Origin of the sequence: Azospirillum soli, from assembly GCF_017876165.1 — a bacterium.
Classification (GTDB): domain Bacteria; phylum Pseudomonadota; class Alphaproteobacteria; order Azospirillales; family Azospirillaceae; genus Azospirillum; species Azospirillum soli.
The window spans coordinates 1-26,970 of record NZ_JAGINQ010000010.1 but is presented as its reverse complement, the minus strand read 5'-3'; the positions used below and the strand labels follow the sequence as shown (position 1 = coordinate 26,970).

The window sequence follows — 26,970 nt, the reverse complement described above, 5'->3', positions numbered from 1 at the left end:
CCCTGGGAGGGTTTCGATGCTCACGGAACCAAAAAGCCTCATGATGGCGATGACGGACGGCAAGCCGGCGAAAACGGTCCTCATTGTCGAGGACAACGAACTGAACATGAAGCTCTTCCACGATCTGCTGGAAGCGCACGGTTATGACACCCTCCAGACCCGCGACGGCATGGAAGCGCTGAAACTCGCGCGCCAGCACCGCCCGGACCTGATCCTGATGGACATCCAGCTTCCCGAGGTGTCGGGGTTGGAAGTGACCAAGTGGATCAAGGAGGACGACGATCTCAAATCCATCCCGATCATTGCCGTGACCGCCTTCGCGATGAAGGGCGATGAAGAGAAGATCCGCGAGGGCGGCTGCGAGGATTACATCGCCAAGCCGATCTCCGTTACGAAGTTTCTCGAGTCCGTTCAGAAGTTTCTCAGCTAACGAATTCCAGCGGGATCGGTCGCACCCTCCATGTCCGCTCGTGTCCTTGTCGTCGATGACGTTCTGCCCAATGTGAAGCTGCTCGCGGCCAAGCTGACGCGCGAGTACTTCGACGTCATCACCGCCTACAACGGTCCCGAAGCGCTGGAGCTGGTGCGAAAGGAGTCGCCGGACATCGTCCTGCTCGACGTCATGATGCCGGGCATGGACGGGTTCGAGGTGTGCGAGAAGATCCGCTCCGACCCCGCGACTATGCACATTCCCGTGGTGATGGTGACGGCGCTGTCCGACGTGGCCGACCGGGTGCGCGGGCTGGAGGCCGGGGCCGACGATTTCCTGACCAAGCCGGTCAACGACATCGCGCTGTTCGCGCGGGTGCGCTCGCTCGTCCGGCTGAAGATGATGATGGACGAGTGGCGGCTGCGCGAGAGCACGTCCGGCCAGTTCGGCGTCATCGAGCGCGCCGGGACCCTGCAGAATGAGTCCCACGAGCGCGCCCGCGTGCTGGTGCTGGAGGACTCGCTGCTCGACCTGGAGAAGGTCACCGAGACGCTGCAGCGCGACCACGACCACGTCCTGTCGGCCGAGACCTGCGCCAAGGCGCTGGAGCGCGCGCTGAGCGACGATATGGACCTCGTGGTGGTCAGCCTGACCCTGATGAACGAGGATGGGCTGCGCCTGTGCTCGCAGCTGCGCTCGCACGAGCGCACGCGGCAGGTGCCGATCCTGCTGGTGGTGGACGAGGGCGACCTGAACCGCGTCGCCAAGGGCCTTGAGCTGGGCGCCAACGACTACGTCATCAAGCCCATCGACCGTAACGAGTTGCTGGCCCGCGCCCGTACGCAGATCCGCCGCAAGCGCTACCAGGAGCGGCTGCGCGCGAACTACGAGCAGAGCCTGTCGATGGCGCTGACCGACAGCCTGACGGGCGTCTTCAACCGTCGCTACGTCAACGCGCACCTGCCACGCCTGCTGGAGCGGGCCATCGACAGCCACAAGCCCGTGTCGATCCTGATGTTCGACATCGACCATTTCAAGGTGGTCAACGACACCTACGGCCACACCGTGGGCGACGAGGTGCTGAAGGAAGTTTCGACCCGCGCCAGCCGTAACCTGCGCACCTTCGATCTGGTGGCGCGCCTGGGCGGCGAGGAGTTCATCGTCATCCTCCCGGACACCGATGGCGAGGCCGCCATGGTCGTCGCCGAGCGCCTGCGCAACCGCATCGGCGATTCGCCCTTCAAGGTGTCCGCCGAGGTCGGAGAGGTGCCGGTGACGGTGTCCATCGGCATTTCGGTCGGCGGCCGTCTGGGCGACACCGCCGAAGGCCTGATCCGCCGCGCCGACGAGGCGCTGTACGAGGCTAAGCGGTCGGGCCGCAATTGTGTCATCGCCGATCCGCGCGCCGTAGCGCTGTAATCCCAAACATTCGTCGCACCGGGCTCCCACCCAACCCTCCCTCAACTGACGGCGGGGGAGGGCTTTTTGCTTCTCCCTCACCCGCCTCTCGCGTATGGGAAGCGTGCGCTTCCGGCGTCAGGCGAATGCCACCGGCATTCGCTGAGAGCCGAAGATGGAGGTGGGATGGGGGCTTATCGTAGGAAGCGCAGAAACGCAAAAGGCCGCCCGAAAGGCGGCCTTTTCGATTCCGGCGGTCCGGGAAACCTTACTTGATCTTGGCTTCCTTGAACTCGACGTGCTTGCGCGCCACCGGGTCGTACTTGCGGAACGACAGCTTCTCGGTGGTCTTCTTGGGGTTCTTCTTCTTGACGTAGAAGAAGCCCGTGTCGGCCGTGCTCACCAGCTTGATGAGGACGGTGTTCTGCTTGGCCATGATCTCAATCCCGACAAAAAATCCGTGCCCCGCCGGCCCGGCGGGGCGGCGTCGTAGCGGGGGAAGATACCCGCTACGGCCGCCATGTCAAGAGCTTGTAACCGGCAAGACCTTGTTTGGCACAAGCTGTTGCGCCGCCTCAGCGCTCGGCCACCGTGTTGGTGGAGGCCAAGGCCACGGCGCGCTGATACATCGCCGGTTCGGACAGAAGGCGCAGGGCGACCTTCAGGTCCAGTTCCGGCTCATGCTCCTTCCAGGGGCAGGCCTCGCGCAGGCGGTTCAGCGCCTCTTCGTCATCGGCGGCCTTGGCGCGCCATCCGGCGAACTGGGCAATCGGGCGGGCGCGGCCGTCGCGCAGGTCGGTCAGCAGGGCCGACGGGTCATCCTGGCCGGCGCGGCTGGTGCAGACGGTCGGTTGCACACCTTGGCGGTGCAGGGTGTAGCCGGCCGGCGTGTAGATGCGGCTCCAGGTCAGGAACAGCTCGCCGTCGTTGGGCAGGCGGGTGACGGTCTGGACGCTGCCCTTGCCGTAGGAGGAGGCGCCGACGACCACCGCGCGGCCCGAGTCCTGAAGGGCGGCGGCCACCACCTCGGCGGAGGAGGCGGAGCGGCCGTCCACCAGCACGACCATCGGCAGCCCGTCGGCGATGTCGTCGGGCGCGGCCTCGAAGCGCTGGCGGCTGTCGGGGTGGCGTCCCTCGGTCGAGATGATTTTGCCGCGCGAAATAAACAGGTCGGCCACGGCGACCGCCTGATCGAGGAGTCCGCCGGGGTTGCCGCGCAGGTCCAGCACATAGCCGCGCAGGACCTTGCCGACGCTCTGGCGGGTGCTCAGAACGGCTTCGCGCAGGTTGGTTGCGGTGGAGGCGTTGAAGCGGTCCACCTTGAGCACGCCGACCTGTTCGGTGACGGTCATGCTGACGGTGTTCGGAACGACCCGCTCGCGGCGGATCGGGACGCGGCGCGGCGGTCCGTTGTCGCGCGCCACGGTGATGAGAACCAGCGTGCCGGTGGGGCCGCGCAGGCGGTCGCGCATCTCCGCGTCGGTCATCTTGGCCGTAAGGTCGCCGTCGATGGCAAGAAGCTGGTCGCCGTCGCGCAGGCCGGCGCGGTCGGCTGGGCCACGCGACAGCACGTCCCGGATCTGAGGGCGCCCGTTGGACGTGTCGAGCGACAGGCCGATCCCGCCATAGCCTTCGCGCTGGGCGCGCTCGTTGGTGGCGCGCTGGGTGCCGGTGTAGCGGGAGTAGCCGTCGAGATCGGCCGTCACGGCGTCGAAGACGACCTGATAGATGCGTTCCGGCGTCGCCTGATGGAGCGTCGGCGAGTGGAGGCGGGCGCGTTCCACCACGCGGGTGGTCAGCGACGCCCAACTGGCCGCGTCGCTGGCGGACGGGGCGCTGTACTCCCCAACCTGCCCGCCGGACACGTACAGGCGTACGGTGTTGCCGACACGCTCGGCGCGGGTGCTGGGATCGATGGACGAAAGGCCCTTCAACCCGTCAAGTCCCAGGCGTCCGAAATCGACGGTTTGGAGATAAACTTCGGCGATCTTGCCGAAGCCGGCGGTGAAGACCTGCTCGCTGATGACGGTCGGATCGACGGCAGCGGCCGACCGGGGCGGCTCGCCCTGATGGCCGAGGATGAACATGACGGCCGCAAGCGGGGCGACCAAGCGCCGGTGCGGCGAAAACCCTCGATTGCGATTGCCCATGGCGCGCCGACCGAGGCCTCCTTTCCCATAGGCGGATCCGGACGGACAATGACCGGATTCGAATGGGCAAGGAATAACACCTCGAAAGGAATCGCGGACGCGACAAAAGTCGGCCGACTACCCCTTTGTTGCTGATTGTCCACCAATGTGGCCTAGCGGCCACGCTGGCGCGGGCGTGAACTTGGGCGGCTTTGTGGCTTTGCCGCACGGGGAGGGTTGCCGGAATGCCACGGCAGATCCGCGCCGCCGTCCCCCCGCAGGGCGAACAGCGTGCTGCCGGTCAGCGGGTCGGCCTCGACCAGCGTGACCTTCACCGGCGCACCCAACCGGTAGATGCGGCCCGAGCGCTGGCCGACGAGGGCGTGGGCGTGCTCGTCATGCTCATACTGGTCGTCGGGCAGGGTGCTGGCGGGGATCAGGCCGTCGGCACCGCTCTCGTCCAGCCGGATGAACAGGCCGAACCGCGTGACGCCGGAAATGCGGCCGGAGAAGGTGGCGCCCACCCGGTCGGCGAGGAAGGCCGCTGTGAACCGGTCGATGGCGTCCCGCTCGGCGGCGGCGGCGCGGCGTTCGGTCGTGGAAATATGCTCGCCGATGTCCTCCAGCCCCATCATGGCGGCGTCGTCCAACCCGCCGGGGCCGAGGCCGTGGGCGCGGATCAGGGCGCGGTGCACGATCAGGTCGGCGTAGCGGCGGATCGGGCTGGTGAAATGGGCGTAGCGGCTGAGCGCCAAGCCGAAATGGCCAATGTTCTCGGGCGCATAGGCGGCCTGCGACTGGCTGCGCAGGATGACCTCGCTGACCAGCTGCGATTCCGGCGTGCCGGCGGCCTTCGCCAAAATGCGGGTGAAGTGTTCGGGTTTGAGGGCTTGGGCGTTGGCGAGTGTGTAGCCGATGCCGCCGAGGAACTCCCTCAGGGACTCAAGCTTATCGAGGGAGGGCTGATCGTGCACGCGGTAGAGGGCGGGCATGCCAGCGCGTTCCAGGCTTTCCGCCGCTGCGACGTTGGCGCAGATCATGAACTCCTCGATCAGCCGGTGGCTGTCGAAGCGCTCGCGCACGGTGATCTCCGCCACGCGGCCACGCTCGTCGATGCGGACGCGCCGTTCGGGCAGGTCGAGGTCAAGGGTACCGCGCCGTTCCCGCACCGCCCACAGGCAGGCGTACGCGCCGTAGAGCGGGCGCAGGACGGGCTCCAGCAAGGGGCCGGTCACCTCGTCCGGTGTGCCGGTGTGGGCTTCCTGCACCTGTTCGTAGGTCAGCCGCGCGGCGGAGCGCATGATGCCGCGTACGAACTGGTGCCGTTGCAGCACACCGTGACGGTCGATCCACATGTGGACGGCGAAACAGGCGCGATCCTCGTTCGGGCGCAGGGAACAGAGGTCATTGGACAGCGCCTCCGGCAGCATCGGCACGACGCGGTCGGGGAAGTACACGGAGTTGCCGCGCTCGTACGCCGCACGGTCGAGATGCGAGCCGGGGCGGACGTAATAGGCGACGTCGGCAATCGCGACCAGCAGGTGCCAGCCGCCCTGGTTGGCCGGATCGTCGTCGGGTTCGGCCCACACCGCGTCGTCGAAGTCGCGGGCGTCGGCACCGTCGATGGTCACCAGCGGGTACTGGCGCAGGTCGGTGCGGCCGGTGAGGGAGGGGACCGAGGCGAGTTCCGCCTCCCGGACGGCGGCGCAGGTGAAGTCGGTGGGCAGGCCGTGGCTGTGGATGGCGATCAGGCTGACGGCGCGCGGCTCCGCCGTGTGGCCCAGCCGTTCGACGATGCGGGCCTGGGGCAGGCCGAGGCGCCCGGCCGGCAGCACGTCGGCGAAGACCAGTTCGCCGGGTTCGGCGTCGTTGCGGTTGGCTGGCAGGACCAGCAGTTCGGTCTTGTTGCGCTTGTCGGTCGGGACGATGCGTCCGCCCTCCGGCGCCGGGCGGTAGACGCCCAGCACGCGGCCCACCGTGCCTTCCAGACGGCGGATGGTGCGGGCCTCGTAGAGGCGGTCGTTGATGCGGCTGAGCTTCGCCAGCACGCGGTCGCCCGTGGCCAGCGCCGGGTGGCCTTTCTTCTCCGGCATCATGAAGATGCGCGGCGGGTTGCCCTCGCCAGTCCAAGTCAGGGGACGGGCCAGCACCTCGCCATCCGGATCGACGCCGGTGACCTCCAGCACGGCGACCTCGGGCAGGGACTGCGGCGGGGCGACGCGCTTGCCGCGACCGCGCTCGACGTTGCCGTCGGCCTCCAGTTCCTTCAGCAGTTCCTTCAGGCGTTCGCGGTCGGCGGTGCCGGACAACTTGAAGGCACGCGCGATCTCCCGCTTGCCCACGGGGGTGGTGCTGCCGCGGATGAAGGCAAGGATGGTGTCCTTGTCGGGGAAGGTGCCGGTGCGGCGGGGCGTGTCGCTCAAGGGATCGCGGTGCTCGTTGGTGGATGGCTTAAGTAAGCCTTGGCGCGGGGAAATCCAACCGGAACGCCCCGCTTGCGCCACAAAAGCGCGCCAAACTACCGCGAGCGTGGCGGGAGGGCACCGGTGCGGGGCGTGAAGGTGGGAGCGGGGTTGGTCGGGTTGGCCGTGGTGGCGTACCTGCTGGCCGCCGTGGTTCTTGCCCACGTGCCGGTCGAGGGGCTGCAGCCCGCGCGGGACGGGCTGGAGGTGTTCGTCTGCACCAACGGCGTGCACACGGATCTGGTGCTGCCGGCGGTTTCCAAGGCGATGGATTGGACAACGGAACTGGCGCGTGCCGACTTTCCCGGCGCCGATCCCTGGACGACGCATTTTTCCTTCGGCTGGGGCGACCGGGCCTTCTACCTGGAAACCCGCCGCTGGGAGGACGTGAGCCCCTTCACCGCCGTTTCGGCCGTGTTCGGCGGTGGGCCGACAGTGATGCACTGTTTATGCCATGTACGCGCCGGTCGGCAGCCCGGACTGTGGGGCGCTGATGCTGCGGGATGGACAGTACCGCGCCCTGGTGGACTATGTCCGGGGCAGCTTTCGGCGGGATGGGGGCGGGGCGGTGATGCCCTTGCCGGGCAGCGGCTATGGCCCGACCGACCTGTTTTACGAGGCGGTCGGGCGCTACAGCCTTTACGACACCTGCAACGAGTGGACGGCCAAGGGGCTGCGCGCCGCGGGCGTCACGGTCGGCGCATGGGCGCCGTTCGAGGGCGGCGTCATGCGCTGGGTTCGTTAGGCCCGCTTGCGGGTTGGGGTGGCCTTCTCGTCGTCCGCCTTTTCAGCCTTCTCCGCCTTTGGCTTCGCGGCGGCCTTCTTCGGCGCGGCCTTCTTGGCCGGAGCCTTCGCCTTGGCGGGCTTTTCGGCCTTCTCGGTGTCCTCGGCCGTAGCGGGTTCGGCGTCCTTGGGAGCCTTGCCCTTCTTGGCGGCGTCCTTGGCGGCCTTGGCCTCCAGCAGTTCCAGGGCCTGCTCCAGCGTCACGCTGTCGGGCTCGGTTCCCTTGGGGATGGAGGCGTAGACGGAGCCGTGCTTAACGTAGGGGCCGAAGCGGCCGGCGCCGGTGGTGACCGGCTTGCCGGTCTTCGGGTGGTCGCCCAGCGTCTTGGCCGGGGCGGAGGACTTCTTGGCCGCGCCCGCCAGCAGATCGACGGCGCGGTTGATGCCGATGGTCAGCACGTCGTCGTCCGGCGTCAGCGACTTGTAGGCGCTGCCGTGCTTCAGGTAGGGGCCGAAGCGGCCGATGCCGGCGCTGATCTCCTCGCCCGTCTCCGGGTGGTTGCCGATGGTGCGCGGCAGCGCCAGCAGCTTCAGCGCGGTGTCCAGATCCACATCGGCCGCGGACATGCCCTTGGGCAGCGACACGCGCTTGGGCTTCGGAGCCTCGTCCTTGGCCCTCTTGCCCTTTTTGGCCTTCTTGCCGTCGGCGGGGACTTCCTCGACCACCGGGGGCGCGGCGGCGGCCGGGGCCGGGCCGAGCTGGATGTAGGAGCCGAAGGGGCCGCGCCGCACGGTGACGGGCAGGCCGGTTTCCGGATCGTTGCCCAGCTCGCGCGGGCCTTCCTGCACCTCGCCGTTCTCGTCGTTGGCGACGGCGAGCGGGCGGGTGTAGCGGCATTCCGGATAGCGCGAGCAGCCGATGAAGGCGCCCATCTTGCCGAGCTTCAGGCCGAGGCGCCCGGCGCTGCACACCGGGCAGACGCGCGGGTCGTGCCCCGGCGCGTTGCTGTTGGCGTTGGCCGGGAAGAAGTGGGGGCCGAGTTCCTCGTCCAGCGTGGTCAGAACCTGGGTGATGGTCAGGTCCTTGGTGCCCTCCACGGCGGCGTGGAAGGCGCGCCAGAAGTCGCGCAGAACCGTCTTCCAGTCGATCCGCCCGTCGGAGATCTCGTCGAGCTGGTTTTCCAGCTCCGCCGTGAAGTTGTATTCGACGTAGCGGTTGAAGAAGTTCTTCAGGAAGGCGGTGACCAGCCGACCGCGGTCTTCCGGGATGAAGCGGCGCTTGTCCAGCCGGACGTAGTTGCGGTCCTGGAGAACCTGAAGGATCGAGGCGTAGGTGGAGGGGCGCCCGATGCCCAGCTCCTCCAGCTTCTTCACGAGGCTCGCTTCCGAATAGCGGGGCGGCGGCTGGGTGAAGTGCTGCTCGGGGTTGATGTCGCCGCGCGACAGAGCGTCGCCCTGGTCCATGGCGGGCAGGCGGCGTTCCTGCTGGTCGTCGTCGGACGGCTCGTCGCGGTCCTCCTGATAGACCTTCAGGAAGCCGTCGAACACGACGACGGAACCGGTGGCGCGCAGCACCACGTCCTTCGACGGGGAGGCGATGTCCACCGCGACCTGATCCAGGACGGCGCTTTCCATCTGGCTGGCCAGCGTGCGCTTCCAGATCAGCTCGTACAGGCGCAGCTCGTCTTGTTCCAGATAGGCGGCGACGGTCTCCGGCCGGCGGAACAGGTCCGTCGGGCGGATGGCCTCGTGCGCCTCCTGGGCGTTCTTGGCGGCGGTCTTGTAGACGCGCGGCTGGCCCGGCACGTAGCGCTCGCCGTAGTGGGAGCCGATCAGGCTGCGCGCGCCCTCGATGGCCTCCTGCGACAGGCTGACGCCATCGGTTCGCATGTAGGTGATGAGGCCGACCGTCTCGCCGCCGATGTCCACGCCCTCGTACAGCTTTTGCGCGGTGCGCATGGTGCGGGTGGCGCCGAAGCCCAGCTTGCGCGACGCCTCCTGCTGGAGGGTCGAGGTGGTGAAGGGCGGGGACGGGTTGCGGCGGCTCTGCTTGCGCTCGACCTGGGAGACGGCGAAGGCCTGCGGGCGGATCCTCGCCACGGCGGCTTCGGCGGCCTCGCGGTTGGGCAGGGCGAACTTGTCGAGCTTCTTGCCGTCCAGCTGGGTCAGCGACGCGGTGAAGGGCGCGCCGCCCGGCGTGGTGAAGCCCACGTCGATGGACCAGTATTCCTGCGGCTTGAAGACCTCGATCTCCGACTCGCGCTCGCAGATCAGGCGCAGTGCCACCGACTGCACGCGCCCCGCCGAGCGGGAGCCCGGCAGCTTGCGCCACAGAACCGGCGACAGAGTGAAGCCGACTAGATAGTCCAGCGCGCGGCGGGCCAGATAGGCGTCCACCAGCTCGCGGGACACGTCGCGCGGGTTCTCCAGGGCGGCCTGAACGGCGCTCTTGGTGATCTCGTTGAAGGTGATGCGCTGGACCTCGACCTTGTCGATCAGACGCTTTTCGCGAAGGAGTTCGTGCAGATGCCAGGCGATGGCCTCTCCCTCGCGATCCGGGTCGGTGGCGAGGTAGACGCGCTCGGCGCCTTTGACCGCCTTGGCGATCTCGTCGATGTGGCGCTTGGAGCGGTCGCCCAGTTCCCACTCCATCGCGAAGTCCTCGTCCGGACGCACCGACCCGTCGCGCGCGGGAAGGTCGCGCACATGGCCGAAGCTGGCGACCACGGTGTAGTCCGAGCCAAGATACTTGTTGATGGTCTTCGCCTTGGCCGGCGATTCCACGATGACGACGTTGCTGCCCGGCAAGAGTCCGCGCCCCTGAATGTGCCTTATCAATACGCGGGTGGTGCGGTGCCGGGTTCAGATCAGGTTCACCTGGTTCCCCGGCTGGCGCTGGACGCGGCCCGCAAGCTCAAGTTCCAGCACGACGGTCAACACCACCGGTGCGGACAATTGGCACCCGCGGACGAGTTCGTCAATGGCAACCGGCGTGTGGCCGAGGTTTTCCAGCACCACCGCACGGGCCGCCTCCAACTCGGACTCGGCCGGTTCGCTGGGCCTGGGGGCTGCGAACAGGTCGCCTTGAGGCTCGCGAACGGCGGGCGGGGACAGGTTTTCCAGCGCGCGGATCACGTCGTCGGCCAACGCCACCAGGGACGCCCCTTCCTTGATCAGGTTGTTGGTGCCCTGGCAGCGCGGATCCAGGGGCGATCCGGGCACCGCCATGACCTCGCGCCCCTGTTCCAGCGCCATTCGGGCGGTGATGAGGGAGCCGGAGCGCAGCGCCGCCTCCACCACCAGAACCCCCAGCGACAGGCCGGAGATCAGCCGGTTGCGGCGCGGGAAGTGGCGGGCCTGCGGCTGGGTGCCGATGGCGCTTTCCGCCACCACCACGCCCTGCTGCACTATGTCGCGGTAGAGCCGGTCGTTCTCCGGCGGGTAAACCACGTCGATGCCCCCGGCCACTACCGCCGCCGTGCCGGTGCCGAGCGCCCCGGCGTGGGCCGCCGTGTCGATTCCCCGCGCAAGGCCGGAGACGACGAGAAAGCCGGCCTCGCCCAGGTCGCGGGCGATCTGTTCGGCGAACTTTTTGCCGTTCAGCGAGGCGTTGCGCGCGCCGACCAGGGCGACCGCGCGCCGCCTCAGCAGATGCGCATGGCCAAGGACGGAGACCACTGGCGGCGCGTCGTCCACGGCGGCCAGCGGTTCCGGATAATCGGGTTCGCAGGCGCAGAGCAGGCGGGCGCCGATGCGCTGGTTGGCCGCGAACTCGCGCTCGACCTCCGCCTTGGAGGCGACGCGCAGAGGCTTGGTCCGTCCGCCGCGCTTCGCCAGTTCGGGCAGCGCGTCGAGCGCCGCCCTGGCGCTGCCGTACTGGTCAAGCAGACGGTGGAAGGTGATCGGCCCGACATTCTCCGTCCGGATCAGGCGGAGCCAGTCGAACCGTTCTGCGTCGGTGAGGGTGCGGCGCGGTTGTGTCATGCGCCCTGTTTTACAACCGACATCGAGCTGTTTTCAACACGCGAGTGTATGTGTGCGGACAGCCGTGCTCCGCCTTGCCGTCTAATCCGCTGTCATCGCCAGTGATTGCGTTGTTGGCGCCTGCCGCGCCAGCGCAACAAAAGGATCAGGCTGCCTTCTTTTTCCCAAAACTGATCTTCGGCTCCTCGCCTTTCAGCAGGCGGCGGATGTTCGCGGCGTGGCGGAAATAGACCAGTACGGCGATGAACAGGCACAGGCCGGCGACCAGCGGGCCGGCGACGTACCAGCCGACCAGCGGGCTGAGGCCCAGCGCGGTCAGGGCGGAGAGGGAGGAGATCTTGAAAAGGAAGGCCATCGCCAGCCACGTCGCGCAGGCGATCACGCCGACCGGCCAGGACACCGCCAGCAGCACGCCCAGCGCGGTCGCCACCCCCTTGCCGCCCTTAAAGCCCAGCCACACCGGGAAGGTGTGGCCGAGCATCGCGCCGCCGCCGGCCAGGACCGCCGCTTCCGGGCCGGCGAAGGCCATCGCCAGGAGGGCGGCGATGGCGCCCTTGCCGCTGTCGAGGATCAGCGTGGCCGCCGCCAGCGGCTTGTTGCCGGTGCGCAGCACGTTGGTGGCGCCGATGTTGCCGGAGCCGATCTTGCGGATGTCGCCCAGACCGGCCAGCCGCGTCAGCACCAGCCCGAAGGGGATGGAGCCCAGCAGGTAGCCCAGCAACGCCGAGACAGCGAGTTCCACCGGGAGTTCCACCGCGTCAGCCCTCGAACTGCCAGACGGTGCGGCCGTCCACGATGGTGCGGAGCGGGCGGCCCTGGACGGGGCGGTCCTCGAAGGGGCTGTTCTTGGACTTGGACTTGAAGAGGTCCACGTCCACCTTCCACGGCACGTCCAGGTCGAAGGCGACGAGGTCGGCGGGCGCGCCCTTGGCGATGCGGCCGAGCGGCAGGCCCAGGATCTCGGCGGGCTTCACGGTGACGCAGGCCAGCGCCTTCAGCAGGGGCATGTTGCCCTTGTGGACCAGCTCCAGGGTCAGCGGGAACAGGGTCTCCAGCCCGATGACGCCAAAGGCGGCCTGGGCGAAGGGCAGGCGCTTCTGGTCCTGGTCCTGCGGCATGTGGTCCGACGCGATGGCGTCGATGGTGCCGTCGGCTAGACCTTCCACGACGGCGCGGCGGTCCATCTCGCCGCGCAGCGGCGGGGAGACCTTGGCGAAGGTGCGGTAGTCGCCGACGTCCGTTTCGGTCAGGGCGAAGTAATGCGGGGCGGTGTCGCAGGTGACCTTCAGCCCGCGCGCCTTGGCGCGGCGGATCAGATCGACCGATTCGCCCGTGGTGACGTGGGCGAAGTGCAGCCGGCCGCCGGACAGTTCGAGCAGGCGCAGGTCGCGTTCGATCATGATGATCTCGGCCTCGCGCGGGATGCCGACGAGGCCGAGGCGCGTGGCGCGCTCGCCCGAATTCATCATGCCGCCGGACGCCAGGCTCGGCTCCTCCGGGTGCTGCACGATCAGCTTGTCGAAGGTCTTGGCGTAGCCGAGCGCGCGGCGCATCGCCTTGGCGCTGGCGATCGCTTTGATGCCGTCGGTGAAGGCCACGGCACCGGCGCGGGCCAGCAGGCCCATCTCGGTGATCTCGTTGCCCTCGGTCCCGCGCGTGGCGGCGGCGTAGGCGAAGACCTTGACCAGCTTCACCTCACGGGCGCGCCGCGCGATGAACTCCAGGCCGGCGACCTCATCAAGGACGGGGTCGGTGTTGGGCAGCAGCGCCATGGCGGTGATGCCGCCGGCCGCCGCGGCGCGCGACGCGCTCTTGATCGTGTCGTTCTCTTCGTGGCCGGGCTCGCCGATCAGGACGCGCATGTCCACGAGGCCGGGGGCGAGGCACTGGCCCTTCAGATCCACGACCTCGATGCCTTCGGGAACGCCGTCGTTGAACAGCAACGGGCCGAAGTCGGCGATCTTCGTGCCTTCGGTCAGCAGCGTGCCCTGCTGGTCGAGGCCGGTGGCGGGGTCGAGCAGGCGGGCGTTGCGGTAGGCGACGCGGGTGGCGTTGGAATTAGGCATTGGTCCCCCGGCGATCGCGGGTGAGTAGATCAAGGACGGCCATGCGGACGGCGACGCCCAGTTCGACCTGATCGAGGATCATGGAGCGCTTGAGGTCGTCGGCGACTTCCGAGTCGATCTCCACGCCCCGGTTCATCGGGCCGGGGTGCATGACGACGGCATGCGGCTTGGCGACCGACAGCTTCTCGTAGTCGAGGCCGTAGAAGTAGAAGTACTCGCGCGTGGAAGGGATGTACTGGCCGCTCATCCGCTCGGTCTGGAGGCGCAGCATCATCACCACGTCGGCATCCCGAAGGCCGGTCGCCATGGAGTGGTGGACCTCGACGCCCAACCGCTCGATCTGCGAGGGGATCAGGGTCGGCGGGGCGACGACGCGGACGCGCGCGCCCATGGCGTTCAGCAGATGGATGTTGGAGCGCGCCACGCGGCTGTGCAGGATGTCGCCGCAGATCGCCACGATCAGGCCGTCGAGGCGGCCCAGGCGGCGGCGGATGGCTAGCGCGTCCAGCAGGCCCTGGGTCGGGTGTTCGTGGTGGCCGTCACCGGCGTTGATGACCGAGCAGTTGACCTTGTCGGCCAGCAGCTTGACGGCGCCCGAATCGGCGTGGCGAACGACCAGCGCATCGAGATGCATGGCGTTCAGCGTCATCGCCGTGTCGATCAGCGTCTCGCCCTTCTTCACCGAGCTGCCGTCCACCGACATGTTGATGACGTCGGCGCCGAGCCGCTTGCCGGCCAGCTCGAAGCTGGTGCGGGTGCGGGTCGAATTCTCGAAGAAGAGGTTGATGATGGTGCGGCCGCTGAGAAGCGTCGACTTCTTGTTGGATTGGCGGTTCTGCTCGACGTAGCCGTTGGCGAGGTCGAGGATGGTGGTGATCTGGCCGGCCGTCAGCCCCTCGATGCCGAGAAGGTGGCGGTGCGGGAAGATCGCGTCAGATTGGGGCGTTCCGGTCATGGGCCGGGACTATAGGAGCGGCGTGGGACGCCCGCAAGCGCCCCTCACACGCTGTTTTCAGACGTAAGCCCCAGTTTTTCACACATAAGCTATGAGCCGCCCGCAGGCCAGGATGGCGACCCAGAGGGTGAGGGACGCGGCACCCGCGAGGCGGGCGGCGCGAGGCGGTCGGTCGGCAAGGCTCCAGGCGGCCATGGCGTGGCCGGCGAGGCTGTGGAAGACCGCGATGTTGACCAGCGCCAGGACGAGCAGCGCCATCTTCACCAGGAAGGCGGGGTTGCGGACTAGGGCCGTTGCTTCGGCGATAAACAGCAGGATGCCGGTGGGGACGGCGAGCGCGAAGCCGGTCACCGAGATCGGGAGGAGAAGGCGCGACAAGGCGTCCGCCGGCAGCAGCGGGGCACGGGCGCCCATCAGGCGCAGGTCGAACGCCACGATGGAGCCGACGAGCAGCGCCAGCCCCAGGATGTGCGCGATCTCGACCAGGGGATAGAGCCAGATGGACTGGCGCAGCGTATCGCCGAGCGGAGATGTCTCCAGCGCGACGAGCCAGCCCGGTCCGGTCGGGCCCTGGTCATGGTCCATCAGCGCAGCTCGACCGTCTGGTCGCCGGCCTTGATGCGCTCGGCGCGCAATTCGCCGGGTTCGGACTTGCTGGGGTAGCCGACCACGGTGACGGTCTGGCCGGGCTGGATGGTCCCGTCGGGCAGGCCGCGCGCGCTCATGCGGCCCGGCGGGGCCAGGACCACGTGCCAGACCTTGCCGTCGGCCTGCAGGTTCAGCATGGCGTGCGGGTTCTTGAAGGCGAACTGCTGCACCGTGCCGGTCAGGGTCAGCACCTTGTCGGCGTCGTAGCTGCCCCAGCCGTGATGCGCGGCGGCGGGGACGGCGATGGTGGCGATGAGAAGGGCGGCTGCGGCGAGCTTGCGGGCGTGGGGCATGGAAACCGTCTCCCTGAGGACGCTGGACAAGGCGCCGGCCGAATCAGGCGGCTGTGGGAGAGGTTGGGACCGGAGGCTGGTTGGACAAGGCTGGGCCGAGCAGGTGCGCGTCGCGTTCGGTGGCGGCGGCTTCCTCGAACAGCCAGTCGCGGAACGCCTTCACCTTGGGCCGGGAAAAGTAATGCGGCGGGGCGACGACGTAATAAGCGTAGTCGCCCGGCAGATGCACGTCGAACAGGCGGACGAGACGCCCGGCGGCGATGTCGTCGGCGACGAGGACCCCGCGGGCGAGCGCGACGCCGGCGCCCTCGACGGCGGCCTGGAGAAGCAGGGCGGAATCGTCGAAGCGTGGGCCGCGCGTCATGTCCAAGCCGGTCAGGCCGGCGGCCTCCGCCCAGACGCTCCAGGTGATCATGTAGTCGTCGTGAAGGAGCGTGTGGTGGCGCAGGTCCTCCGGCGCGGCGAGGGGGCGGTCGCCGTCCAGCAGGGCGGGGCTGCACACCGGGAAGATGTCCTCGGTCAGCAGCCGCTCGCAACGGAGCGTGGGCCAGCGGCCGGAGCCGAAGCGGATGGCGATGTCCACGTCCTGCTGGCCGAAATCGACGACCTGCGGGGTGCTGTGCAGGCGCACCTCCAGTTCGGGATGCTTGGACTGAAAGCGGACGAGCCGCATGACCAGCCACTTCGCCGCGAAGCTGGGCATCGTGGAGATGGTCAGGGCGCCCGCGCTGTCCTTGCGGAACAGGCGCTCGGTGGCGTGGGAGAGGGTGTCGAGCGCGTCGCGCACGGCGGGCAGGTAGGACTGTCCGGCCTCGGTCAGCAGCAGGGCGCGGTTCAGGCGGCGGAACAACGGCATGCCCAGCCATTCCTCCAGCCCTTTGATCTGATGGCTGACGGCGGCCTGGGTGACGTGCAGCTCGTCCGCCGCCTTGGTGAAGGACAGGTGGCGGGCGGCGGCCTCGAAGGCGCGGAGCGCGTTCAGCGGGGGCAGGCGGCGGGACATCTTGCGGCGAACCTCCGGGGCGGGCCTTCGGATTAGTTTTCCTAATCCAGCTTATGAGAAAGCGTCGTTTGTGCGCAAGAAGCGGGTGGCCCATTCTCCTTGGCAGAGAGACAGTCACGACACCGACTTCGGATGAGGAGACCGAGCATGTTCCAGAGCACGAATACGGCCAGTTCCGGCACCTCCGCCCGTTCGGAAAGCGGCGTCACGCGCGCCGTGGTCACCCTGCTCGACACGGTCGCGGAATGGACGGAGCGGCGGCGCCAGCGGCGCGCGCTGGAGGCTCTGCCGGACCATCTGCTGCACGACATCGGCCTGTCGCGCGCCGACGCGGTGAACGAGGCCGACAAGCCCTTCTGGCGGGGTTGAGCGATGGCCGATGAGACTCAGGTTTGGGCGGGCGGCTGCGAGTGCGGCGGTGTGCGGTATGAGATCGCGGCGCGGCCCGGCCCGATCTCCTTCTGCCACTGCGGCCAGTGCCGCCGCCAGCATAGCCACGTCGGGGCCTACACCACCTTCCCGCGCGAGGCGTTCCGGCTGGTCAAGGATGAGACGCTGGCGTGGTACCAGTCGTCCGAGCGCGCACGGCGGGGGTTCTGCTCCCGCTGCGGCGCGGGGCTGTTCTGGGATCCGGTGGGAGAAGCGCGCATGGACGTGACGGCGGGCAGCCTCGACCAGCCGACGGGCCTGCGCGCCGACCGGCACATCTGGGTCGACTTCAAGGGCGACTACTACGACATCGGCGAGGACGGTCTGATCCGGAAGACCAGCACGGAGCCGGGCAACCAGTCGAAGGTGGAGCCATAAGCGGCGGGGCGATTCTGCCGGGCGGCTGTCTGTGCGGCGGTGTCCGCTTCCTCGTGACGGAACGGCCGTTGGGGGTGGTGAACTGCCATTGCAGCCAGTGCCGCCGGTTCCACGGGCATTTCGGCGCCTACATCACCGTGCCCCGCGATACGGTCTTCTTCGACGCCGACTCCACACTGGCGTGGTACCGGTCGTCGGAGGCGGCCCAGCGGGGCTTCTGCTCGCGCTGTGGGGCGTCGCTGTTCTGGAAAGGCGACGAAAATCCGTTGGTGGACATCGCCGCCGGGTCTTTGGACCAGCCGACCGGGCTGGTCACGCTGCGGCACATCCATGTCGGCAGCAAGCCGGACTATTACGAGATCGACGATTCGTTGGAGCGCTTCCCGGAAGGCGCGCCGGAGCCGCCTTGATCGGCCGCCCCGATCAGTATACCAGGATCAGCCGAAGGCGTAGAGGACGACGGGAAGCGTGAGCGCCGAGGTTAGGGTCTGCACCGTGATGATGGCGGCGATCAGTGCGTGGTCGCCGCCCATCTGCCGGGCCAAGACGTAGGAACTGGCCGAGCAGGGCAGAGCGTTGAACAGCACGGCGACGGTCAGCGCGGCCCCGTCCACGCCGAGCCACGTCCCGGCCAGGGCGGTGAGGCCGGGGACAAGCGCCAGCTTGAAGGCGGAGGAGAGGGCGACGCCCGCCCCGGCCTGCCGCGCCGCCGCGAGGTCGAGCCCGGCGCCGACCGACAGCAGGCCGAGCGGCAGGGCGGCGCGGGCCAGGATCTCCACAATGTCGCCCAGCACGGGAAGCCGGCCGAGGCCGCTGACGTTCAGGGCGGCGCCGAACAGCGCGGCGATGATGATCGGGTTGCGGACGATCGCTCCGACGACGGTGCCAAGCGTGGCGCCTTTTCCATCACGGCCGTACCGCGCCATGACGGTGACGCACAGCACGTTGACCAGCGGCACGACGACGGCGATGCCCACGGCGGTCAGCGTCAGGCCCTGGGTGCCGTAGAGCGCCTTGGCGCCGGCCAGCCCGACGTAGGTGTTGGGCCGGATCGCCCCCTGAAAGACCGAGGTGAAGGCGGGGCCGTCCAGCCCGATCGGCCGCCGGGCGGCGAGCGCCAGCGCTGATGTGGCGAGGACTCCGGCCGCCATGGCCGCCGCCATCGGCCCCATGGCGACGGCGCCCAGGTCGGCCTTGGTCAGCTCGTCCACGATCAGGCAGGGGAAGAACAGGAAATAGGTCAGCCGGTCCACCCCCGGCCAGACATGGTCCGGCACCACGGCGCGGCGGCGCAGACCCTGCCCGAACAGAATCAGCAGAAAGATGGGGGCGAGCGCCCCGAAGATGGCGAGCATGGACGGGCGGTCAGTCCTCGCCGTCTCCGTCGTCGTCCAGGTCGTCCCGCTCCTGCTGCTCCATACGGCGCCGATGCGCCAGCGCGTCGAGCGCGCCCTGAAGGATGTAGGCGGCGGCCATCTTGTCCACGACCTCGTCCCGGCGCTTGCGGGTCATGTCGGCCTCGCCGATCATGAAGCGCTCCACGGCGGAGGTGGACAGCCGCTCGTCCCAGAAGGCGATCTCCGCGTCCCAGCCCAGCAGATCCGCGCGCCCCATCAGGTTGTTGGCGAAGGCGCGGGTGGACTCGGCGCGCGGCCCCTCCGACCCGTCCATGTTCAGCGGCAGGCCGATGACCAGCCCGCCGATGGAATAGTCGCGGATGGTCTTCGCCAACTCCCGCGCGTCCTGCGTGAACTTGGTCCGGCGCAGCGTGCCGATGGGCGAGGCGACGACGAGGCCGGGGTCCGCCACGGCCATGCCGATGGTCTTGGTGCCGACGTCCAGGCCGAGGAGGCGTTGGCCACGGCCCAACCGGGCCGCGAGTTCGGGGAGCGTGTGAATCATGCCACGAACCATAGAAGCCACGGGGTGTCTCGGCAAGAACGCTTGAGTTGTGCCCGAGGATACTTATTCTTGTAAGTAATTTTTGGAGCACGCCCATGCTGATGCACCGCCCCCTGACCGACGCCGACATCCCGCGGATCTGCGCCTTCCCGCGCGACGCGAAGGAGCTGTATTTCCTGTTCCCCAGGGCCAGCTGGCCGTTGACGCCGGAGCAGGTGCGCGCCTCGCTGGCCGAGCGGCGCGACCCGACGGTGGTGCTGAGCGACGGCACGGTCGTCGGCTACGCCAACTTCGCGACCTTCGAGGAGGGGCGCAGTGCCAGCCTCGGCAACGTCAGCGTGGACCCGTCCATGCGCCGGGCGGGCGTGGCGAAATATCTGCTCCATGCCATGATAGACCGCGCCTTCGGCCATCACGGCCTGCCGGAGCTGGTCCTGCGCTGTTTCAACACGAACACTCCGGCGCTGCTGCTGTACGGCAAGCTGGGTTTCGTTCCCGTCGCCATTGAGGAGCGGACGGCCCCGTGGAACGAGCGGATCGCCCTGTTCACCATGCGGATGGGGCGCGAGGTGTGGGAACGCCAGCACCGCCAAGCGGCCTGAATCATTGCGGTGACCGTTTTCGGGTGCTAGCTTCCAGGCCGTTTTTTCCAGACGTCTTGGAAGAGAGTAGAAGGCATGTCGCTCGACAAGGCCACTGTGGCCAAGATCGCGCATCTGGCCCGCATCAAGGTGCCGGAAGAGGAATTGGATCACCTGGCGGGTGAGCTGAGCCAAATCCTGACCTTCGTCGAACAGCTGGGCGAGGTGGACACGAACAACGTGCCACCGATGACCAGCGTGGCCGCGCAGAAGCTGCGCCGCCGCAAGGACGAGGTGACGGACGGCGGCTACCGCGAGTCCGTCCTCTCCAACGGCCCGGAAACGGCCGAAGGCTTCTACGTCGTTCCGAAGGTGGTCGAGTGATGGGCGCGCTGACGCATCTGACCATGGCGGAGGCCCTGGATGGCCTCGCCAAGAAGGAATACACCGCGGTCGAACTGACCGAGGCGCACGTCAAGGCGGTGGAGACCATCCGCCCGCTGAACGCCTTCATCACCGAGACGCCGGACAAGGCGCTGGAGATGGCCAAGGCGTCCGACGCCCGCCGCGCCAAGGGTGAGGTCGGTCCCATGGAGGGCCTGCCCATCGCGGTGAAGGATCTGTTCTGCACTAGGGGGGTGCTGACCACGGCGGCCAGCCACATCCTGGACGGCTTCAAGCCGGAGTACGAATCGACCGTCACCACGAACCTGTGGCGCGACGGTGCGGTGATGCTGGGCAAGGTGAACCTGGACGAGTTCGCCATGGGCTCGGCCAACATCACCTCCTACCACGGCAACGTGGTCAGCCCCTGGAGCCCGGGCGAGGTCGGCAACTGGTCGCGCCAGCTGGTCCCCGGCGGTTCGTCGGGCGGTTCGGCGGCGGCGGTGGCCGCGCGCGCGGCGCTGGGCGCCACCGGCACGGACACCGGCGGCTCAATCCGCCAGCCGGCGGCCTTCACCGGCATTGTCGGCATCAAGCCGACCTACGGGCGCTGCTCGCGCTGGGGCGTCGTGGCCTTCGCCTCGTCGCTCGATCAGGCCGGGCCGATGACCCGCACGGTCGAGGACGCGGCGATCATGCTGCGCTCCATGTGCGGCTTCGACCCGAAGGACTCCACCTCCGTCGATATGCCGGTGCCGGACTTCCGCGCCGCGCTGACCGGCGACATCCGGGGCCTGAAGGTCGGCATTCCCAGGGAATACCGCGTGGAGGGCATGCCGGCCGAGATCGCGAAGATCTGGGACCAGGGCATCGAATGGCTGAAGGCCGCGGGCGCCGAGCCGGTGGATATCAGCCTGCCGCACACCAAATACGCGCTGGCGACCTACTACATCGTCGCGCCGGCCGAGGCGTCGTCGAACCTCGCGCGCTATGACGGTGTCCGCTACGGCCTGCGGGTCGAGGGCGGAAACCTGAAGGATCTGTACGAGAACACGCGCGGCGCCGGCTTCGGCAAGGAAGTGCGCCGCCGCATCCTGATCGGCACCTACGTGCTGTCGGCCGGCTATTACGACGCCTACTACAACAAGGCCCGTCAGGTGCGCACGCGCATCAAGTGGGACTTCGACGAGGCGTTCAAGAGCTGCGACGTCATCCTGACGCCGACCGCGCCGAGCACGGCCTTCGCCATCGGCGAGAAGATGGACGACCCGATCCAGATGTACCTGAACGACGTGTTCACGGTGCCCGCCTCGCTCGCCGGCCTGCCCGGCATGTCGGTCCCGGCGGGCCTCGGTTCGGACGGTCTGCCGCTGGGCCTGCAGCTCATCGGCCGTCCCTTCGACGAGGAGACCGTTCTGCGCGTCGGCCACGTCATCGAAAAGGCCGCCGACTTTACCGCCACCCCGCCGTTCGTGGCGTGAGCCGTACGAGAGAATAGAGCCATGTCGTACATTCAGGGCGAGACGGGCGATTGGGAGATGGTGATCGGGCTGGAGGTCCATGCCCAGGTCATTTCCAACGCGAAGCTGTTTTCCGGGGCCGCGACCGAGTTCGGCGCCGAGCCGAACAGCCAAGTCAGCTTCGTTGACGCCGCCTTTCCCGGCATGCTGCCGGTCATCAACGAACACGCCGTCGAGCAGGCGGTGCGCACGGGCCTGGGCCTGAAGGCGCAGATCAACCTGCACTCGGTCTTCGACCGCAAGAACTACTTCTACGCCGACCTGCCGCAGGGCTATCAGATCAGCCAGTATCTGCAGCCCATCGTCGGCAAGGGCGAGATCGTGCTGGACCTGCCGGACGGGTCGAGCCGGACAGTCGGCATCACCCGCCTGCACCTGGAACAGGACGCGGGCAAGTCGCTGCACGACCAGCACCCGGCCAAGACCTACATCGACCTGAATCGGTCGGGTGTCGCGCTGATGGAGATCGTGTCGGAACCGGACATGCGCACGGCGGAGGAGGCGGGCGCCTACCTGCGCAAGCTGCGCTCGATCCTGCGCTACCTCGGCACCTGCGACGGCAACATGGAGGAAGGCTCCATGCGCTGCGACGTGAACGTCTCCGTCCGCAAGCCGGGCGCGCCGTTCGGCACGCGCTGCGAGATCAAGAACGTCAACTCGATCCGCTTCGTCATGGCGGCCATCGAGTACGAGGCGCGCCGCCAGATCGACATCATTGAGGAAGGCGGCAAGATCGACCAGGAAACGCGTCTGTGGGACACGACGAAGTTCGAGACCCGCTCCATGCGTTCCAAGGAAGAGGCGCACGACTACCGCTACTTCCCCGATCCCGACCTGCTGCCGCTGGAGCTGGAGCCGGAATGGGTCGAGGACATCAAGAAGACCCTGCCGGAGCTGCCCGACGACAAGAAGGCGCGCTTCATCAGCGAGTACAAGCTGTCGGCCTATGACGCCAACGTGCTTGTCTCGGAGAAGGCCAAGGCGGACTTCTACGAGGCCGTGGCGAAGGGTCGCGACCCGAAGCTGGCAGCCAACTGGGTCACCGGCGAGCTGTTCGGCTATCTGAACAAGGCCGGCAAGGAGATCGAGGAGAGCCCGGTTTCGGCCGAGAACCTCGGCGGCCTGATCGACCTGATCGCCGACAATACCATCTCCGGCCGCATCGCCAAGGAGGTGTTCGAGGCGATGTTCGAAACCGGCGAGAAGCCGGCCGACATCGTCGAGAAGAAGGGCCTGCGTCAGGTTACCGACACCGGCGCCATCGAGTCCTCCATCGACGCCGTGCTGGCCGCCAACGCCGACAAGGTCGAGGAGTTCCGGTCGGGCAAGGACAAGCTGTTCGGCTTCTTCGTCGGTCAGGTCATGAAGGCGACCCAGGGCAAGGCCAACCCGGCCCTGGTCAACGAAATCCTGACCAGGAAGCTGAAGGGCTGAGGGGCTCGGTAATCGCTTGCGATAACTGAAGCTTGATATAAGTAACGGGGATGCAAGCGCGACGATATATCCGTTGATTTTGTTCTCCCGTCGGTCTCCAGTGTTGGCCGGCGGGAGGATCCATGATTGCGGAATATCTGGCCGTTGCGCTTGCGGCTTCGTGCATCGGTGCCCTTGGGGGCGCGTTCATCGCCTTTCGTGCCGGCCAACACCGGCCTGTCCCCGGCGTGGTGGAAGCGCAGCTGCGCGCCATCCTGGACACCGCCCCCGTCGGCGTGCTGATCAACACGCGGGACGGTGAGAATCTCTATCACAACGCCAGCGCCGCCGAGTCCTTCAAGACCCGCGACGGCCAATTGGCCAGCGACGGCGTTGCATCGCTCTACGTCAACCCGGACGACCGCACCCGCACGCTGGAGATCCTGTACCGCCACGGTTCCTTCAAGGGCGAGGAGGTGCTGTTCCGGCGCGGCGACGGCGAGATCTACACCGGCTCCATGAGTTCGACTCTGATCGAGCACGCCGGCCGCCCCTGCCACATCACCTGGGTCTACGACCTGACCGAGTTGAAGATGGCCGACGCTGCCCGCCGCGATCTGGCCGAGCGGCTTGAGATGGCCTTGCAGGCGACCAACGCCGCCGTCTGGGATGCAGACGTGGTGAGCGGCGCCTGCTGGTGGTCGGACAGCTTTCCGCGCATGCTGGGCCACGCCGAGATTCCGCCCATGCCGCGGGACTTTTGGGAATCGCGGCTGCACCCGGCGGACCGCGAGCGGGTGCTCGGGCACGTCGAGGCGCATTTGCGGGGCGAGACGGCGTCCTACGCCTACGATTACCGTTTGCGGCGGGAGGACGGCGGCTGGATGTGGATCGCCGCCATGGGGCGCGCGATTCACGACGAGGGCGGCCGGGTCGTGCGCTACGTCGGCATCATGACCGACATCACCGACCGCAAGGCGGCGGAAGCGGCGGTGGTGGCCGCCAAGGACGAGGCGGAACACGCGTTGGCCGAACTGCGCGCCGCGCAGGAAAGCCTGATCCAGGCGGAGACCATGGCCTCACTGGGGCAACTGGTCGCCGGGGTGGCGCACGAGATCAACACGCCCATCGGCATCGGCCTGACCGCCGCCAGCCACATCGGCGAGCAGACCCGCCTGCTGCGCGGCCAGTTCGCCACGGGCAAGCTGCGCAAGTCGGAGATGGCGGAGTATCTGGACGGGGTGACCGAGGGGGCGCGGCTGTTGGTCACCAACATCACCCGCGCGGCGGCGCTGGTGCAGAGCTTCAAGCAGGTGGCGGTGGACCAGACTTCGGGCGAGCGGCGAGTCTTCGACGTGAAGACCTACATCGACGAGATTCTGTTTTCGCTGCGGCCACGGTTGAAGCGCACGCGGCTGGCGGTCGAGGTGGACTGTCCGGACGACCTGCCGATGGACAGCTTTCCCGGCGCGCTCGGTCAGGTGCTAACCAACCTCGTCATCAACGCCGTCATCCACGCCTACGACGAGGGCGGCACCGGCACGATTCGCATCGGCGCCCAGCCGGACGGGGATGCGTGGCTGGTCGTCCACTTCGACGACGATGGCTGCGGCATCGCGCCGGAGCATCTGCCCAAGGTCTTCGATCCCTTCTTCACGACCAAGCGTGCGGAGGGCGGTTCGGGCCTTGGCCTTCACATCGTGTTCAACACGGTGAAGAGCGTGCTGGGCGGCACGGTGTCGGTGCGGTCCACGGTCGGGCAGGGCACCCGCTTCACGCTGCGCCTGCCGCGCACGGCCCCGCTGTCGGTCGTTCCGGCGGAGAGCATGGCGGTGGAGCAGCGGGTGGCGGACAGAATTCCCCTGCCGTTGGCCTGAAGAAACCTCTGTGCGCCGCCAATCAGACGACGTGCAGTTCTTGATACTGGAGATGCTTCGGCCGGCGGCCACGGCGCTTCGGCGCCGCGAAGGCGGACATGGCCCCGTTCTCGCCGCGCAACTCGGCGTTCAGTTCCTGAACGCAGCGCATCAGCAATTCCTTCTCGCGCATGTCCTCGCGGTCGGTGATCTCAAGGCAGCTCAGCTTGATCTCGACCAAGTCGATCAGCGTTTCGGCGCAGCGGCGTGACAGGCTCATGGCATCCCCCAAACCAGTGTTTTTTATCGGTCACGTTGCTACGATAGCCCGATGTCGCTAAAAAGTCGATAAAATTTTATACAGATTTTCCATAGATGCGACCTAACGTGATTTTCGATTCAGCAATTTTCGGCAGGAGAGATTTTTTAGCGTAGGCGTTGACAGGCCCGGATCGGATCGTTAGAACGCACGAACGCCAGCGGTGCCGCGCACCGCACCCGGTGGAGGGGTGGCCGAGAGGCTGAAGGCGGCGGTTTGCTAAACCGTTATAGGGGCTCAAACCCCTATCGTGGGTTCGAATCCCATCCCCTCCGCCACTTTCCCTTCCTAATGAATTGATTTGAAACGGAAAAATCTGGGGCGCTTGTTGCGCGTACCACGTTCCGTCCCACTTCTATGTGCGCGTGGAGTTTGGCTTTCCGCTCTGCTGGCGGACAGCTTTGCAGGTGTACCCGGTTTCAACGGCGATGGGGCGGTAAACACATCAAACAAATGTGACGTCTGATCACGTCTTAGTATGAGGCGCGAGATGCAACTATGCCGTCATGGATTTTGCCAAGCCTGTTCGGGTGATCCAGGCATACAATGCGGCTCTCTTGTTCAATTCGCTTCGACAATGAGCTTGACCGCTTAGCGGTGCCCCATCTCAGCACGTGAAGCGGTGCGACGTTTTCTTCTCCCTGGCTTTTCTGATTGCAATCAGTGACCTTTGGAATATCAAGGCGAGAAGGCCTAACAGGACGCGGAAAAACGGGCCGATGCAGCGGCCTTGCCTCCGCTGAGGCTTGAAGATGCCGTTTCGAAAGCCGGTTTTGGCTGGGATGGAGCGTTTTCCCGCGCTCCGAGGCTCCCGGAGCCGCCGTTCAGGCGGACTCCGGGCGAAATTATGCTGCCAGCAGCTTGGGCAGGCGGATCAGGTTATAAGCGGCGGCGGTCAGCGTGAACATCCAGCCGACGCGAGCCGTGCCGCGATGGCGGGCCTTGCGCAGCCCGGCTCCCTTAATACAGTTGAAAACCTCTTCGATCCGTTTGCGGATGCGCAGGCTGATGGCGTACTCGGGATGGCGGGTGGTCCGGCCATCGATGGTCGAGCGGCGGTTGCTCGTGTTCTGGGCGACGTGCGCAGCGGCGCCCAACTCGCGCATGTTCGCCACGAAATCCTTAGTGTCGTAGGCCTTGTCACCTCCCACGGTGATGCGGTGGCGGCCGGGGATGGCCTCGACCATCGAGACCGCCGCCTCGCGCTCAGCCAAGCCGGTGGTCGCCGTCAGCCGGACATCCACCACCAGGGCGTGGCGGTTCTCCATCAGCGTATGCCCCATGACGGCCAGCTTGGCCGGCTGCCCGTTGCCCTTGCGGTACAGCCGCGCCTCGGGATCGCTGGTCGAGGCATGGGTCTGGTTGGAGCGCTTCTCGCCGTGGAAGTCGCGCTCGCCGTTGCGCCCCGGCCCCGGCGGCTCGCCACTGCCGTCCCTGGGCCGGAAGCTCTTCACCGACGCCCAGGCTTCGATCAGTGTGCCGTCTACTGAAAAATGCTCGTCCGACAGCAGCGCCTTGACCTTCGGCTGACCCGGCACGGTGGCCAGGAGCGTGGCTGCCACATCGCCGGCCAGCAGACGCTCACGGTTCTTGGTGAACACCGTCACATCCCACACCGGCGCGTCCATCGACAGCCCGACGAACCAGCGGAACAGCAGGTTGTAATCAAGCTGTTCCATCAGCTGACGCTCCGAGCGCACCGAGTAGAAAGCCTGAAGCAGCAGCGCCCGCAGCAGCTTCTCCGGCGGGATCGAAAGCCGGCCGATCTTGGAGTACAGACCCTCGAACGCTGGAGACATCACCTCCAGCGCCTCGTCCACGATCGCCCGGATTGGCCGCAACGGATGGTTCGCCGGAACCCGAACCTCACAGCTCACGTAGCGGAACAGACGCTCGCTGCGTTCGTCCGATCCGCGCATCGCCCCCTCTCCAACCCATCCTGTGCCAGAAAGGAGAATCACGACACCCCACCGCAGCACAGCCTTTTTCCGCGTCCTGCTAATACTACTGTGTCATAAGTTTGGTTTCTGAAGAGGGCAGGCCTGAAGGCAGCACGGGCATCTTGGCAGTCGGCGGGCCAAACGGACGGCGATCTGG

At 67.4% G+C, this 26,970-nt stretch carries 26 protein-coding genes, 1 tRNA gene and 1 pseudogene; 13 read left to right on the top strand and 15 right to left on the bottom strand.

Annotated features, from left to right (window positions below; translation table 11 throughout):
- Positions 1-40: 40 nt before the first annotated feature.
- Positions 41-430 carry a response regulator gene (locus J2852_RS16810; RefSeq protein WP_343206767.1) on the top strand — a complete coding sequence of 130 codons (390 nt, stop codon included), beginning with the start codon at positions 41-43 and terminating at the stop codon, positions 428-430.
- Positions 431-460: 30 nt separating this feature from the next.
- On the top strand, positions 461-1,849 hold the full coding sequence (locus tag J2852_RS16805) for a PleD family two-component system response regulator (RefSeq protein WP_209877557.1): 1,389 nt from the start codon (positions 461-463) through the stop codon (positions 1,847-1,849).
- A 247-nt stretch (positions 1,850-2,096) separates the two neighbouring features.
- On the opposite strand, the gene rpmG is transcribed toward J2852_RS16805, so the two are convergent.
- The 3 genes from rpmG to rnr form a co-directional block, all read right to left on the bottom strand.
- The gene (rpmG, locus tag J2852_RS16800; RefSeq protein WP_012974790.1) at positions 2,097-2,264 is read right to left on the bottom strand and encodes a 50S ribosomal protein L33; all 168 of its coding nucleotides are present in this window, start codon (positions 2,262-2,264) and stop codon (positions 2,097-2,099) included.
- A 139-nt stretch (positions 2,265-2,403) separates the two neighbouring features.
- Positions 2,404-3,915, bottom strand: coding sequence for a S41 family peptidase (locus J2852_RS16795; protein WP_246499758.1), 1,512 nt, complete (start codon positions 3,913-3,915; stop codon positions 2,404-2,406).
- Between the two features lie 215 nt (positions 3,916-4,130).
- The gene (rnr, locus tag J2852_RS16790; RefSeq protein ID WP_209877552.1) at positions 4,131-6,380 is read right to left on the bottom strand and encodes a ribonuclease R; all 2,250 of its coding nucleotides are present in this window, start codon (positions 6,378-6,380) and stop codon (positions 4,131-4,133) included.
- Between the two features lie 123 nt (positions 6,381-6,503).
- Here rnr and J2852_RS32380 point away from each other — a divergent pair.
- A pseudogene (locus tag J2852_RS32380) lies at positions 6,504-6,860 on the top strand (DUF2459 domain-containing protein); the annotation flags it as partial.
- A gap of 13 nt (positions 6,861-6,873) precedes the next feature.
- On the top strand, positions 6,874-7,164 hold the full coding sequence (locus J2852_RS32065; RefSeq protein WP_209877551.1) for a DUF2459 domain-containing protein: 291 nt from the start codon (positions 6,874-6,876) through the stop codon (positions 7,162-7,164).
- Here J2852_RS32065 and topA read toward each other — a convergent pair.
- The 8 genes from topA to J2852_RS16740 all read right to left on the bottom strand — a co-directional run bounded on the left by topA (position 7,161) and on the right by J2852_RS16740 (position 16,091).
- Positions 7,161-9,950, bottom strand: a complete 2,790-nt coding sequence (gene topA / locus J2852_RS16775) for a type I DNA topoisomerase (protein WP_209877549.1) — start codon at positions 9,948-9,950, stop codon at positions 7,161-7,163. The genes J2852_RS32065 and topA overlap by 4 nt on opposite strands.
- A gap of 54 nt (positions 9,951-10,004) precedes the next feature.
- Positions 10,005-11,126, bottom strand: a complete 1,122-nt coding sequence (dprA, locus tag J2852_RS16770; protein WP_209877547.1) for a DNA-processing protein DprA — start codon at positions 11,124-11,126, stop codon at positions 10,005-10,007.
- Between the two features lie 145 nt (positions 11,127-11,271).
- Complete coding sequence (gene plsY / locus J2852_RS16765; protein ID WP_343206766.1) at positions 11,272-11,868, bottom strand: glycerol-3-phosphate 1-O-acyltransferase PlsY; 597 nt, start codon at positions 11,866-11,868, stop codon at positions 11,272-11,274.
- A 16-nt stretch (positions 11,869-11,884) separates the two neighbouring features.
- Complete coding sequence (gene pyrC / locus J2852_RS16760; RefSeq protein ID WP_209877543.1) at positions 11,885-13,192, bottom strand: dihydroorotase; 1,308 nt, start codon at positions 13,190-13,192, stop codon at positions 11,885-11,887.
- Entirely contained in the window at positions 13,185-14,147 is a 963-nt protein-coding gene (locus J2852_RS16755) for an aspartate carbamoyltransferase catalytic subunit (RefSeq protein WP_209877541.1), read from the bottom strand. Before J2852_RS16755 ends, pyrC begins: the two co-directional genes overlap by 8 nt.
- Positions 14,148-14,225: 78 nt before the next feature.
- A complete protein-coding gene (locus tag J2852_RS16750) occupies positions 14,226-14,732 on the bottom strand; it encodes a DUF6644 family protein (protein ID WP_209877539.1) in 507 nt (168 codons plus the stop codon).
- A complete protein-coding gene (locus tag J2852_RS16745) occupies positions 14,732-15,088 on the bottom strand; it encodes a DUF6152 family protein (RefSeq protein WP_209877537.1) in 357 nt (118 codons plus the stop codon). Before J2852_RS16745 ends, J2852_RS16750 begins: the two co-directional genes overlap by 1 nt.
- A 43-nt stretch (positions 15,089-15,131) precedes the next feature.
- Complete coding sequence (locus J2852_RS16740) at positions 15,132-16,091, bottom strand: transcriptional regulator GcvA (RefSeq protein WP_209877535.1); 960 nt, start codon at positions 16,089-16,091, stop codon at positions 15,132-15,134.
- A gap of 147 nt (positions 16,092-16,238) precedes the next feature.
- Here J2852_RS16740 and J2852_RS16735 point away from each other — a divergent pair, with 147 nt between their 5' ends.
- The 3 genes from J2852_RS16735 to J2852_RS16725 are packed head-to-tail and all read left to right on the top strand — an operon-like array spanning position 16,239 to position 17,308.
- Positions 16,239-16,460, top strand: a complete 222-nt coding sequence (locus J2852_RS16735) for a DUF1127 domain-containing protein (RefSeq protein WP_209877533.1) — start codon at positions 16,239-16,241, stop codon at positions 16,458-16,460.
- A gap of 3 nt (positions 16,461-16,463) precedes the next feature.
- Complete coding sequence (locus J2852_RS16730) at positions 16,464-16,898, top strand: GFA family protein (RefSeq protein ID WP_209877531.1); 435 nt, start codon at positions 16,464-16,466, stop codon at positions 16,896-16,898.
- Positions 16,895-17,308 (top strand): GFA family protein, encoded by a 414-nt coding sequence (locus J2852_RS16725; protein ID WP_209877885.1) that lies wholly within the window; start codon positions 16,895-16,897, stop codon positions 17,306-17,308. Before J2852_RS16730 ends, J2852_RS16725 begins: the two co-directional genes overlap by 4 nt.
- A gap of 27 nt (positions 17,309-17,335) precedes the next feature.
- Here J2852_RS16725 and J2852_RS16720 read toward each other — a convergent pair whose 3' ends face one another.
- Positions 17,336-18,253, bottom strand: coding sequence for an AEC family transporter (locus J2852_RS16720; protein ID WP_209877529.1), 918 nt, complete (start codon positions 18,251-18,253; stop codon positions 17,336-17,338).
- Between the two features lie 10 nt (positions 18,254-18,263).
- Positions 18,264-18,800 (bottom strand): Holliday junction resolvase RuvX, encoded by a 537-nt coding sequence (gene ruvX, locus J2852_RS16715; RefSeq protein WP_209877527.1) that lies wholly within the window; start codon positions 18,798-18,800, stop codon positions 18,264-18,266.
- 95 nt (positions 18,801-18,895) lie between these two features.
- Here ruvX and J2852_RS16710 point away from each other — a divergent pair, with 95 nt between their 5' ends.
- The 5 genes from J2852_RS16710 to J2852_RS16690 all read left to right on the top strand — a co-directional run bounded on the left by J2852_RS16710 (position 18,896) and on the right by J2852_RS16690 (position 24,575).
- Positions 18,896-19,402 (top strand): GNAT family N-acetyltransferase, encoded by a 507-nt coding sequence (locus J2852_RS16710; RefSeq protein ID WP_209877525.1) that lies wholly within the window; start codon positions 18,896-18,898, stop codon positions 19,400-19,402.
- 75 nt (positions 19,403-19,477) lie between these two features.
- Positions 19,478-19,765, top strand: coding sequence for an Asp-tRNA(Asn)/Glu-tRNA(Gln) amidotransferase subunit GatC (gene gatC, locus J2852_RS16705; protein ID WP_209877523.1), 288 nt, complete (start codon positions 19,478-19,480; stop codon positions 19,763-19,765).
- A complete protein-coding gene (gene gatA, locus J2852_RS16700; RefSeq protein ID WP_209877521.1) occupies positions 19,765-21,246 on the top strand; it encodes an Asp-tRNA(Asn)/Glu-tRNA(Gln) amidotransferase subunit GatA in 1,482 nt (493 codons plus the stop codon). The genes gatC and gatA overlap by 1 nt, the downstream gene beginning before the upstream one ends.
- Positions 21,247-21,267: 21 nt before the next feature.
- Positions 21,268-22,719: an Asp-tRNA(Asn)/Glu-tRNA(Gln) amidotransferase subunit GatB gene (gene gatB, locus J2852_RS16695; RefSeq protein ID WP_209877519.1), complete on the top strand. Its 1,452-nt coding sequence runs from the start codon at positions 21,268-21,270 to the stop codon at positions 22,717-22,719.
- A gap of 227 nt (positions 22,720-22,946) precedes the next feature.
- The gene (locus tag J2852_RS16690; RefSeq protein ID WP_343206764.1) at positions 22,947-24,575 is read left to right on the top strand and encodes a PAS domain-containing sensor histidine kinase; all 1,629 of its coding nucleotides are present in this window, start codon (positions 22,947-22,949) and stop codon (positions 24,573-24,575) included.
- 22 nt (positions 24,576-24,597) lie between these two features.
- Here J2852_RS16690 and J2852_RS16685 read toward each other — a convergent pair whose 3' ends face one another.
- Positions 24,598-24,834: a hypothetical protein gene (locus tag J2852_RS16685; protein WP_209877515.1), complete on the bottom strand. Its 237-nt coding sequence runs from the start codon at positions 24,832-24,834 to the stop codon at positions 24,598-24,600.
- A 223-nt stretch (positions 24,835-25,057) separates the two neighbouring features.
- On the opposite strand from J2852_RS16685, the gene J2852_RS16680 reads away from it, so the two are divergent.
- Positions 25,058-25,151: transfer RNA gene (locus tag J2852_RS16680), tRNA-Ser, on the top strand.
- Positions 25,152-25,718: 567 nt separating this feature from the next.
- On the opposite strand, the gene J2852_RS16675 is transcribed toward J2852_RS16680, so the two are convergent.
- The gene (locus J2852_RS16675) at positions 25,719-26,792 is read right to left on the bottom strand and encodes an IS5 family transposase (protein WP_209877513.1); all 1,074 of its coding nucleotides are present in this window, start codon (positions 26,790-26,792) and stop codon (positions 25,719-25,721) included.
- Between the last annotated feature and the right edge of the window lie 178 nt (positions 26,793-26,970).

Bases quoted from the DNA above. Each gene is read 5' to 3' on its own strand.
- J2852_RS16810 (WP_343206767.1), top strand. From the start codon at position 41: ATGATGGCGATGACGGACGGCAAGCCGGCGAAAACGGTCCTCATTGTC.
- J2852_RS16805 (WP_209877557.1), top strand. From the start codon at position 461: ATGTCCGCTCGTGTCCTTGTCGTCGATGACGTTCTGCCCAATGTGAAG.
- rpmG (WP_012974790.1), bottom strand. From the start codon at position 2,264: ATGGCCAAGCAGAACACCGTCCTCATCAAGCTGGTGAGCACGGCCGAC.
- J2852_RS16795 (WP_246499758.1), bottom strand. From the start codon at position 3,915: ATGTTCATCCTCGGCCATCAGGGCGAGCCGCCCCGGTCGGCCGCTGCC.
- J2852_RS32065 (WP_209877551.1), top strand. From the start codon at position 6,874: ATGTACGCGCCGGTCGGCAGCCCGGACTGTGGGGCGCTGATGCTGCGG.
- dprA (WP_209877547.1), bottom strand. From the start codon at position 11,126: ATGACACAACCGCGCCGCACCCTCACCGACGCAGAACGGTTCGACTGG.
- pyrC (WP_209877543.1), bottom strand. From the start codon at position 13,192: ATGCCTAATTCCAACGCCACCCGCGTCGCCTACCGCAACGCCCGCCTG.
- J2852_RS16755 (WP_209877541.1), bottom strand. From the start codon at position 14,147: ATGACCGGAACGCCCCAATCTGACGCGATCTTCCCGCACCGCCACCTT.
- J2852_RS16750 (WP_209877539.1), bottom strand. From the start codon at position 14,732: ATGGACCATGACCAGGGCCCGACCGGACCGGGCTGGCTCGTCGCGCTG.
- J2852_RS16745 (WP_209877537.1), bottom strand. From the start codon at position 15,088: ATGCCCCACGCCCGCAAGCTCGCCGCAGCCGCCCTTCTCATCGCCACC.
- J2852_RS16740 (WP_209877535.1), bottom strand. From the start codon at position 16,091: ATGTCCCGCCGCCTGCCCCCGCTGAACGCGCTCCGCGCCTTCGAGGCC.
- J2852_RS16735 (WP_209877533.1), top strand. From the start codon at position 16,239: ATGTTCCAGAGCACGAATACGGCCAGTTCCGGCACCTCCGCCCGTTCG.
- J2852_RS16730 (WP_209877531.1), top strand. From the start codon at position 16,464: ATGGCCGATGAGACTCAGGTTTGGGCGGGCGGCTGCGAGTGCGGCGGT.
- J2852_RS16720 (WP_209877529.1), bottom strand. From the start codon at position 18,253: ATGCTCGCCATCTTCGGGGCGCTCGCCCCCATCTTTCTGCTGATTCTG.
- ruvX (WP_209877527.1), bottom strand. From the start codon at position 18,800: ATGATTCACACGCTCCCCGAACTCGCGGCCCGGTTGGGCCGTGGCCAA.
- J2852_RS16710 (WP_209877525.1), top strand. From the start codon at position 18,896: ATGCTGATGCACCGCCCCCTGACCGACGCCGACATCCCGCGGATCTGC.
- gatC (WP_209877523.1), top strand. From the start codon at position 19,478: ATGTCGCTCGACAAGGCCACTGTGGCCAAGATCGCGCATCTGGCCCGC.
- gatA (WP_209877521.1), top strand. From the start codon at position 19,765: ATGGGCGCGCTGACGCATCTGACCATGGCGGAGGCCCTGGATGGCCTC.
- gatB (WP_209877519.1), top strand. From the start codon at position 21,268: ATGTCGTACATTCAGGGCGAGACGGGCGATTGGGAGATGGTGATCGGG.
- J2852_RS16685 (WP_209877515.1), bottom strand. From the start codon at position 24,834: ATGAGCCTGTCACGCCGCTGCGCCGAAACGCTGATCGACTTGGTCGAG.
- J2852_RS16675 (WP_209877513.1), bottom strand. From the start codon at position 26,792: ATGCGCGGATCGGACGAACGCAGCGAGCGTCTGTTCCGCTACGTGAGC.